The organism is Streptomyces sp. AK02-01A, assembly GCF_033795305.1.
GTDB lineage: Bacteria > Actinomycetota > Actinomycetes > Streptomycetales > Streptomycetaceae > Streptomyces.
In genome coordinates, this window is the sequence record NZ_JARBAE010000012.1 from 163735 (window position 1) to 173837 (window position 10103).

Consider the following 10103-nt stretch of genomic DNA (forward strand, 5'->3'; position numbering starts at 1 on the left):
CCCGGATACATTCCGTATGCGAGCGCCGCTCCGCCGTGCGACGCACCGCATCTGACGCCGCGCGCTGATCCGCCAGGGATTACGGGGCAGCCCTGAGGACCCTTATCGTGACCTTTCCCGAAGCGAGGTCTATCGGGCCCCGGCCCGGGTCGTTCTCGTCGATGTCGACCCGGCTGAGCTCCAGCCTTCGCTGTTCCTCATCGGTGTGCTTGCGGCCCGGGGCGAAGATTTCCTCGATCATGTTGAACACAGAACGCCCACCCTCTTGTCTCGGGTCGTTACGCGACCTCCAGTTGGAGGATCCTGTCGTCCCCCGGCTTCGGTGCGCCCCGGCCGTCCGTATTGCTTGTCATCAGCCACACCTTGTCGCCACCCACCGAAATCACCGTACGGAGGCGGCCGAACTCCTCTCGCAGGAACGCCTGCGGAGCGGCCGCCAATTCCCGGCCGGCCAGCGGAACGCGCCACAGCCGCTCGCCACGCAGCGACGCCATCCAGATGGAGCCCTCCGCGTACGCGATACCGCTCGGTGACGCCTCGCTTGTCTTCCACTGCGCCACCGGGTCGACATAGCCGGCCCTGCCGGCCTTGCCTTCGACGACCGGCCAGCCGTAATTCTTGCCGGGCTCGATCAGATTCAGCTCGTCCCAGTTGTCCTGTCCGAACTCCGACGCCCACAGCCTGTTCTCGGAGTCCCAGGCCAGTCCCTGCACATTGCGATGGCCCGGTGAATAGACCACCGAATCCGCGTCAGGATTTCCGTGCACGGGCTGTCCGTCCGCGGTCATCCTGAGGATCTTGCCGGCCAGCGACTTCTTGTCCTGGGCGAGACCTCGCTCGGCCGTTTCCCCGGTGCCCGCGTAAAGCATTTTGTCCGGGCCGAAGGCGATCCGCCCGCCGTTGTGGATGGTGCCCTTCGGGATTCCCCGGAGCACCGTGTCCGGTGCTCCGAGCTGTTGCCCGGTCGGCTTTCTCTCGTCGTAGAACATACGGGCGATGCGGTTGTCCGACTCGGTGGTGAAGTAGGCGTACAGAAGATGGTCCGAGGCGAACGACGGAGAAAGAGCGATGCCCAGCAGACCGCCCTCGCCCGCCGCGGCGACTCCGGGCACCTCGCCGACCACGGTCTTCTTCCCGCCGTCCGTGTCGACGCGGGTGATCGTGCCCTCGTCGCGCGAGGAGACCAGCAGATCGCCGTCCGGCAGGGCGGCCAGGCCCCACGGCGAGTTGAGCCCCTCGGTAAGAGTCGACACCACCTTCACCGATCCCTTCGCGGGCGGAGCCGACGGGCTCGGCGATCCGCCCTCGGACGGCGAGGCTGCCGGGCTCGACGCGGCACCCCGGCCGCGCTCCTGACCGGCCCCGCCGCCGGATGAGCATCCGGCGATCACCAGAAGAGCGGCAGCGGCCCATACGGCCGTCACTGCTGTACGTTGCACGGTTCCGATCCCTTCGACGGCTGCGTTTCTACTGTTCTTACACCGCGGCCCCGCACCGGGTTCCCGCTTACCGCCGATCAATCCGCCCGATCAATCCGCCGATCAATCCGCCGGACGCTCAGCCGGACGCTCCGAGCACCACGGCCGGACATCCGTCGCGGCTCATTCCCACGACTCCCGCACCGGCGGCAGCGCCGCTATCTCGGCCAGGTCCCGCGCCGTCAGCTCCAGCTCCGCCGCCGCGGCGTTCTCCACCGCCCAGCGCTCCCGCTTCGCCCCGGGCACCGGCACCACATGGCGGCCCCTGCTCAGCACCCAGGCCAGCGCCACCTGCGCCGGTGTCGCGCCGTGCCGCTCCGCGACCCGCCGCAACCCGGCCACCAACGGCTGGTTCGCCGCCATGATCTCCGCCGTGAAGCGCGGATGCCGCGCCCGTACGTCGTCCGGCTCGAAACCCTGCCCGGGAGTGAGCGTGCCCGTCAGGAAACCGTTGCCCAGCGGCATCGCCGCCAGAAAACCGACGCCGCGCGCCTCGCACCACGGCAGCAGCCGGTCCAGCGCCTCCGGCGACCACACCGACAGCTCCGCCTCCACCGCGCTCACCGGAAACACCTGCTGCACCCGCTCCAACTGCCGGATCGTCGACTCGTGCAGATGCGCTCCCGACCGCCGGCGGTACGCGCGGGCGCCCACGGCGCACAACCCAAGAGCCCGCACCTTGCCCGCGCTCACCAGCTCCGCCATCGCTCCCCAGGTCTCCTCGACCGGTATCTCGGGATCGGCGCGATGAAGCTGATAAAGGTCGATCACATCGGTCCCCAGCCGCCGCAGTGAGGCGTCGCAGGCCCGCCGCACATAGCCGGGACTGCCATTGGCGACGATGTGCTGGTCGCCGACGAGCAGCCCGCACTTGGTGGAGACGAAGGCATCCGCGCGCCGCTGTCCGAGCACCCGTCCGAGCAGCAATTCATTGGTGAACGGGCCGTACATGTCGGCCGTGTCGAGCAGGCTCGTACCGGCGTCGAGCGCCGCGTGCACCGTACGCAGTGAGCTGTCCCCGCGCTGCTGCGAGCCGGTGTAGGCCCAGTGCATCGGCATACAGCCGAGTCCGATCGCGCCCACGTCGAGCGCCGCCGCACCGATTGTTCTGCGCTCCAACTGCCGTACCCCTCCTCGTGCCGTCCTCAAGCTAACCTCATCGGTCCGACGCGCTTCGCATAGCCTCCTGACCATGACCGCAGACGTATGGCTCCCGATTCCGGCCGACGAGATCGAAGGGCTCCCCGAGGGCCTCAACTACCTCTTCTGGGACGGTGCCCGGGACTTTCCAGGAGATCCGGCCGACTGTGTCTTCTATGTCGTCCCGTACATGAAAGGCGTGGAGGTCGCCGTCCGGCCGCTCTCCGCGATGTCGTCGGTACGCGTCGTGCAGACCCTCTCGGCGGGCACCGACCATGTGGCGCCAGGACTCGGCGCCCTGTCCGCCGGCGTGCGCCTGTGCAATGCCAAAGGCGTCCACGAGGCCAGCACCGCCGAACTCACCCTGGCCCTGATACTCGCTTCCCTGCGCGGCGTTCCCGGCTTTGTGCGCGGCCAGGACCGAGAGGAGTGGCGGTCCGGTTTCTATCCGGCGCTCGCCGACAAGTCCGTACTGATCGTCGGATACGGATCGATCGGCGCCGCCATCGAGGACCGGCTCGCGCCGTTCGAGTGCGCGCGGGTGGTACGCGTCGCGCGCTCCGCCCGCACCACGGTGCGCGGCGAGGTCCACGCGTTCACCGAGCTTTCCGCTCTGCTTCCCGAGGCCGATGTCGTCATCCTGTCGACTCCGCTCACGGATGAGACAAAGGGCCTGGCAGACGCCGGTTTCCTGGCCCGGATGAAAGACGGAGCGCTGTTCGTGAATGTCGCCCGAGGCGCCGTCGCGGACACCGAGGCGCTTCTCGCGGAGCTGAAAAGCGGCCGGATCACGGCCGCTCTGGATGTCACCGATCCGGAACCGCTGCCCGCCGGCCATCCCCTCTGGCATGCTCCGGGTGTCCTCATCAGCCCTCATGTCGGCGGATCCACATCGGCTTTCCTGCCGCGTGCCAAACGTCTGCTGGCCGGGCAGCTCACTCTGTTCGCCGCCGGGAACGAGCCCCGGAACACCGTCCTCGTCACCGGAGAAGCCACTGGATGAGCGGTCGCGGAGCCGGCCGTGGCCCCTCGCACCGGCGGGCCCGGTGCCACCGAGACGCACAACGCACCTGGTCGTCACAGAGAGTAGAAGAACTATGTCCCTGAGTGACGAGACTGGTGTATCGTCCCGATCTGGGGCCGCGTCGCGCCTGGGGCGGCGTCCGGGAGTGATCTGAAACCGAGGGGGGCGACGGGCGATGTACGGCCGAGGGACCAAGGCTCCGACGCGGCAGGGACGCCGATGGCGACCTCCGGACGCTCCGGCGTGCGGAGCGGGCCGCTCGGCGGTGACAGCGACACTCACCGGGGCACTCCGGTGAGCGCCGAGGGTGTGCTCCTCCGTCGGCCGGCGGCCGGCAGCGCGGGTCTGATCGGCCAGTTGTTCCTTGCCCTGGTCTGCGGGGGCTACGCGGCCGGTGCGGCCCTGGGCTGGGGCTCGGAGAAACTGGCCCTGTTCATGGGCGACTTCGGACTGAGTCTCGCCGCGCTGATCGCCGCCGTCTCCTGCTTCTTCTACGGATACGGTCGGGGCGTCGGCAGCCGGGTCCGGCCGGCCTGGCTGCTGTTCTCGTTCTCCTCCGCCATGGCCTCCGGCGGAAACGCCGTCTGGGGATGGTACGAGGTCGTGCTGGAGCGGCCCGTGCCCAGCCCCTCCCTGGCCGACCTCTTCTTCCTCTGCTTCGCGCCGCCCGCCATCGTGGGGCTGCTCGTCCTCGCCAAGCGCCCGGTCAGCAGGGCCGGCTGGGTCTGTCTCGCGCTGGACTCCTGGCTGATCGGCGGCTCGCTGCTCACCCTGTCCTGGAGCCTCGCCCTCGCGCGCACCGCGCAATTCCAGGGCGAGAGCGTCACTCAGGCCGCGCTCTCCCTCGCCTATCCACTGCTGGACATCGTCCTTGTCAGCATGGTCCTCGCGCTGCACTTCCGGCGGGCCACGGGCAGCCGCTCCGCCGTCAACACCGCGATCGCCGCGCTCGCGCTGACGGTGCTGTGCGACGCCCTGTTCACCTCTCCGCTGCTGCGCGAGAGCTATCGCTCGGGCCAGCTTCTGGACGCCGGCTGGTTCGCGGGCTCGCTGCTCCTCGCCTACGCGCCCTGGGGCGTACGCCGCACGGTGGAAAGCGCCCCGAGCCCGCGCCCGGCCCGCCACTCCAGCCGGCCGATCGCCGGCTCGCTCGCCGCGCTCACCCCGTATCTCGCCGCGGCCGTCTGCACGCTCGGCATCCTCTACAACGTCGTCGACGGCCGCCGGGTCGACCGGGTGGTGGTCCTCACCGGCTCCACGGTCGTGCTCGCCCTGGTCGTACGGCAGGGCATCATGCTCGTCGACAACATCGCGCTCACCCATGAGCTGGCCCAGAAGGAAAACCACTTCCGCTCGCTGGTGCAGGGATCCAGCGATGTCATCATGATCGCCGCGCCCTCGGGGATACTCCGCTACGTCAGCCCCGCCGCGTCCGGCGTCTACGGGCGCGAGGCAGAGGATCTCGTCGGTGCCGAGCTGGCCTCGATCATCCACCCGGAGGATCTCGGCCGCGTCGTCCATGAGGTAAGACGGTTTCTGGCTGCTCCCACGGCGGAAGAGCCCACGACCCGCATCGAATGCCGCTTCAGGTCCGGCACCGGCGACTGGCTCAATGTGGAGTCCACCGTCAACCGCCATCAGGGCGGGCTGATCTTCAACAGCCGCGATGTCACCGAACGGGTCCGTCTCCAGGCCCAGTTGCAGCACAACGCCGAGCACGACCCGCTCACCGACCTGCCCAACCGGGCGCTGTTCACCGAGCGCGTCCGCCAGGCCCTCTCCGGCCGCCGTGCGACCGACGCGGGCACGGCCGTGCTCTTCATCGACCTCGACGGCTTCAAGGCCGTCAACGACCGCCTGGGCCATCAGGTCGGGGACGAGCTGCTGGTGCTGGCCGCCCACCGGCTCCAGGACTCGGTACGGGCCGGTGACACGGCGGCCCGGCTCGGCGGCGACGAATTCGCGGCCATCGTCCTCGGCGACGGCGGCGCCGGCCGGACGGCCCGCGAACACCAGGTCAGGGAGATCGCCGACCGGCTCCGCCTCAAGCTGTCCCAGCCCTATCGCATCGACGGCAACGATGTCCGGGTCGCCGCCTCCATCGGCGTGGCCTTCGCCGAGCCCGGCACGACCCCCACCGATCTGATGCGCAACGCCGACCTCGCCATGTACCGCGCCAAGGCGGCCGGCAAGAACCGCGTCGAGATGTACGCGCCGGAGATGCAGGCCGACGTCGTCCGCAGGACCGAGTCGGCCGGCCGGCCGCGCACCGCGCCGCACGAGGGCGAATTCGTCCTGCTCCACCAGCCGGTGGTGCACCTCACCACCGGCCGGGTCAGCGCCGTCGCCGCCCAGGCCCGCTGGCGGTCCGCCCAGGGCATCCTCTTCACACCCGCCGAGTTCCTGCGGGCCGGCGACGACACCGTCCGCACCTCGGATTTCGCCCGCCGGCTGCTCGAAGAGGCCGTCGAGCAGGCCGCGGAGCGCGCCGGGCTCGACCATCCTCCGGTACCGGTGTCCGTACGGCTTCCGGCCCGCGGTCTGCTCGACAGGTCCCTGCCGCTCGGCACCATCGAGGCGCTGCTGACCCGCCACGGGCTGCCCTCGGGATCGCTCATGATCGAGCTGGCCGACAGCGATTCGCGCGGCTCCCTCGACGAACTGGAGCAGCGCCTTGTCGCGCTGCGCCGGCTCGGCGTACGGATCGCGCTCGACGGCTTCGGCAGCGGATACGCGGCGATCAGCACACTGCGCCGGCTCCCCGTCGACGTACTGAAGCTGGACCGCGGTCTGGTGGAGGGCGTCGTGGAGTCCGCCCGGCTGAACAAGATCACCGCGGGGCTGCTGCGCATCGCCTGCGATCTCGGCATGCAGTCCGTGGCCGACGGTGTGGACGTCCCGGAACAGGTGCTCGCGCTGCGTGCCATGGGATGCACCCACGGCCAGGGAATGGCCTTCTCCGGGCCGCTCGACGAATACCGGCTGCGCCGCGCCCTGGTGCGTGGTGAGTACCCGCTGCCGGGCGAGGCCGTCCTGCCCGTCCTCTCCGGAGGTGTGCTGCCCGTGAGGCACTCCCGTCCGCCGGTCGCCGACCGGGTCTCCCGTCCATCGATCCGCTCAAATAGTGAGACGCCTGTCCCACCTACTTGACAGCCATGGCGCGCCGGAGGGAGGGTCAATGCCATGCGCACCCGAATTCTCGTACTTGGACAGCGCGTCGGCTGAAGCAGAGCCCAGTACCGGCTCCGCAGACCGCACCGACGCGCTCCCCTCGCTTGCCTCACGGCACGAGGGGTTTTTTGTTGCATCGGAACACCTCAAACCCTCACAAAACTTCAGCTTCGAGAAGAGAATGCCGATGACCGAGCAGGCCACCGGGGCCCACAATCCGCAGCCGCGGGCCCGTAACGGCGGACCGTCCTCCGCAACCATTGAGCACGTCACGGGTGCGCAATCGCTCATCCGTTCGCTTGAGGAAGTAGGGGCCGGCACGGTCTTCGGCATCCCCGGCGGCAGCATCCTTCCCGCCTACGACCCGATGATGGACTCCACCCGGGTCCGGCACGTTCTCGTCCGCCACGAGCAGGGCGCGGGACACGCGGCCACCGGCTACGCCCAGGCCACCGGCAGGGTCGGCGTCTGCATGGCGACCTCCGGCCCCGGCGCCACCAATCTGGTCACTCCGATCGCCGACGCGCACATGGACTCGGTGCCGCTGGTCGCGATCACCGGTCAGGTGGCCAGCAAGGCCATCGGTACGGACGCCTTCCAGGAGGCGGACATCTGCGGCATCACGATGCCGATCACCAAGCACAACTTCCTGGTCACCAAGGCCGAGGACATCCCGCGGACGATCGCGGAGGCCTTCCACATCGCCTCCACCGGACGGCCCGGTCCGGTCCTGGTCGACATCGCGAAGGACGCCCTCCAGGCCCGTACGACCTTCAGTTGGCCGCCCGTCCAGGACCTGCCCGGCTACCGTCCGGTCACCAAGCCGCACGCCAAGCAGATCCGCGAGGCGGCCAAGCTGATCACACAGGCCAGGCGGCCCGTGCTGTATGTCGGCGGCGGTGTCATCAAGGCCGGCGCGACCGCCGAGCTGAGGGTCCTCGCGGAGCTGACCGGAGCCCCTGTCACCACCACCCTGATGGCGCTGGGCTCATTCCCCGACAGCCATCCGCTGCATGTGGGAATGCCGGGCATGCACGGTGCGGTCACCGCCGTCACCGCGCTGCAGAAGGCCGACCTGATCGTCGCCCTCGGAGCCCGTTTCGACGACCGGGTCACCGGAAAGCTGGACAGCTTCGCGCCGTACGCCAAGATCGTCCACGCGGATATCGACCCGGCCGAGATCGGCAAGAACCGCGCCGCGGACGTGCCGATCGTCGGTGACGCCCGCGAGGTCCTCGCCGATCTGGTCCAGGCCGTCCAGGCCGAACACACCGAGGGCAATGTCGGCGAGGCCGCCCGGACGCAGTACGCGGCCTGGTGGAAGGACCTCAACCGCTGGCGCGAGACCTACCCTCTCGGTTACGACCAGCCCGCGGACGGCAGCCTGTCCCCGCAGCAGGTCATCCAGCGCATCGGCCAGCTCGCGCCGGAGGACACCATCTACGCGGCGGGCGTGGGCCAGCACCAGATGTGGGCCGCGCACTTCATCGAGTACGAGAAGCCCGCCACCTGGCTGAACTCCGGCGGCGCCGGGACCATGGGATACGCCGTCCCGGCCGCGATGGGCGCCAAGGCCGGACAGCCCGGCCGTACGGTCTGGGCGATCGACGGCGACGGCTGCTTCCAGATGACGAACCAGGAGCTCACCACCTGCGCGCTCAACAACATCCCGATCAAGGTCGCGATCATCAACAACGGCGCGCTCGGCATGGTGCGGCAGTGGCAGACCCTCTTCTACAACGAGCGGTACTCCAACACCGTGCTGCACGCCGGTCAGGGAGCGGACGGCGCTCCGAGCGGCGGCACCCGGATCCCGGACTTCGTGAAGCTGTCCGAGGCCATGGGCTGTGTCGCGATGCGCTGTGAGTCCCCGGACGAGCTGGACGCGGTGATCGCCAAGGCGAACGCCATCAACGACCGCCCCGTCGTCGTCGACTTCATCGTCCACGAGGACGCCCAGGTGTGGCCGATGGTCGCCGCCGGCACCTCCAACGACGAGGTCATGGCCGCCCTCGGCGTCCGGCCCGACTTCGGCGACAACGAAGACGACTGAGCCGAGAGTCCGAGAGAAGAGACCGAGAGAGACCGACACATGTCCAAGCACACACTCTCCGTCCTGGTGGAGAACACGCCCGGTATCCTCGCCCGGATCGCCGCGCTGTTCTCCCGCCGTGGCTTCAACATCGACTCCCTCGCCGTCGGTGTCACCGAACACCCCGACATCTCCCGCATCACCATTGTGGTCAATGTCGAGGAACTGCCGCTGGAACAGGTCACCAAGCAGCTCAACAAGCTGGTCAATGTCCTGAAGATCGTCGAACTGGAGCCCGGCGCCGCGATCCAGCGCGAGCTCGTCCTGGTCAAGGTCCGCGCCGACAACGAGACCCGCTCCCAGATCGTCGAGATCGTCCAGCTCTTCCGTGCCAAGACCGTCGACGTCTCACCCGAGGCCGTCACGATCGAGGCCACCGGATCGACCGACAAGCTCGACGCGATGCTCAAGATGCTGGAGCAGTTCGGCATCAAGGAGCTCGTGCAGTCGGGGACGATCGCCATAGGACGCGGCGCGCGGTCCATCACGGACCGCAGCCTGCGGGCGCTCGACCGCAGCGCGTAACCCGTCCCCGGCCCGGCCGGTTCGCATGCCGAGACCGGGAACCCCGCTCCACCTCGCCCGCCGTACGGTGGGAAGCAAGCCGCAACATCTCAAGACGTGCACACAAGGAGAAGACCCAGTGGCCGAGCTGTTCTACGACGACGATGCCGACCTGTCCATCATCCAGAACCGCAAGGTCGCGGTCATCGGTTACGGCAGTCAGGGCCATGCCCACGCGCTGTCGCTCCGTGACTCGGGTGTCGACGTCCGGGTCGGTCTGCACGAGGGCTCCACGTCCAAGGCGAAGGCCGAGGAGCAGGGGCTGCGCGTGGTGACGCCGGCGGAGGCCGCCGCCGAGGCCGACGTGATCATGATCCTGGTGCCGGACCCGATCCAGGGCCAGGTCTACGAGGAGTCCGTCCGGGACCATCTCAAGGACGGCGACGCGCTGTTCTTCGGTCATGGCCTGAACATCCGCTACGGCTTCATCAAGCCGCCGGCCAATGTGGATGTCGCGATGGTCGCGCCGAAGGGGCCGGGGCATCTGGTCCGGCGCCAGTACGAGGAGGGCCGTGGTGTTCCGTGTATCGCGGCTGTCGAGCAGGACGCCTCGGGCAAGGCGTTCGAGCTGGCGCTGTCGTATGCGAAGGGCATCGGCGGTACCCGTGCCGGTGTCATCAAGACGACCTTCACC

General features: G+C 69.1%; 8 protein-coding genes. 5 read left to right on the forward strand and 3 right to left on the reverse strand.

The features are described 5' to 3' along the window. Nucleotides 1–79 precede the first annotated feature (79 nt). From PV679_RS14800 to PV679_RS14810, 3 genes are all read right to left on the reverse strand, one after another. Nucleotides 80–241 carry a DUF6191 domain-containing protein gene (locus tag PV679_RS14800; RefSeq protein WP_319680667.1) on the reverse strand — a complete coding sequence of 54 codons (162 nt, stop codon included), beginning with the start codon at nucleotides 239–241 and terminating at the stop codon, nucleotides 80–82. 37 nt (nucleotides 242–278) lie between these two features. Next, the gene (locus tag PV679_RS14805) at nucleotides 279–1424 is read right to left on the reverse strand and encodes a PQQ-dependent sugar dehydrogenase (RefSeq protein ID WP_319680688.1); all 1146 of its coding nucleotides are present in this window, start codon (nucleotides 1422–1424) and stop codon (nucleotides 279–281) included. 177 nt (nucleotides 1425–1601) lie between these two features. Continuing rightward, nucleotides 1602–2597: an aldo/keto reductase gene (locus tag PV679_RS14810; RefSeq protein WP_319680668.1), complete on the reverse strand. Its 996-nt coding sequence runs from the start codon at nucleotides 2595–2597 to the stop codon at nucleotides 1602–1604. Between the two features lie 73 nt (nucleotides 2598–2670). Here PV679_RS14810 and PV679_RS14815 point away from each other — a divergent pair, with 73 nt between their 5' ends. The 5 genes from PV679_RS14815 to ilvC all read left to right on the forward strand — a co-directional run. Beyond that, nucleotides 2671–3621 carry a 2-hydroxyacid dehydrogenase gene (locus tag PV679_RS14815; RefSeq protein ID WP_319680669.1) on the forward strand — a complete coding sequence of 317 codons (951 nt, stop codon included), beginning with the start codon at nucleotides 2671–2673 and terminating at the stop codon, nucleotides 3619–3621. A gap of 315 nt (nucleotides 3622–3936) precedes the next feature. Further along, nucleotides 3937–6792, forward strand: a complete 2856-nt coding sequence (locus tag PV679_RS14820; protein WP_319680689.1) for a putative bifunctional diguanylate cyclase/phosphodiesterase — start codon at nucleotides 3937–3939, stop codon at nucleotides 6790–6792. Nucleotides 6793–7000: 208 nt separating this feature from the next. Next, nucleotides 7001–8866 carry an acetolactate synthase large subunit gene (locus PV679_RS14825; RefSeq protein WP_319680670.1) on the forward strand — a complete coding sequence of 622 codons (1866 nt, stop codon included), beginning with the start codon at nucleotides 7001–7003 and terminating at the stop codon, nucleotides 8864–8866. A gap of 39 nt (nucleotides 8867–8905) precedes the next feature. Then, nucleotides 8906–9430 carry an acetolactate synthase small subunit gene (ilvN, locus tag PV679_RS14830; protein ID WP_319680671.1) on the forward strand — a complete coding sequence of 175 codons (525 nt, stop codon included), beginning with the start codon at nucleotides 8906–8908 and terminating at the stop codon, nucleotides 9428–9430. 118 nt (nucleotides 9431–9548) lie between these two features. Further along, nucleotides 9549–10103 (forward strand): ketol-acid reductoisomerase (ilvC, locus tag PV679_RS14835; protein WP_319680672.1); only part of this gene is annotated, 555 nt, incomplete at its 3' end.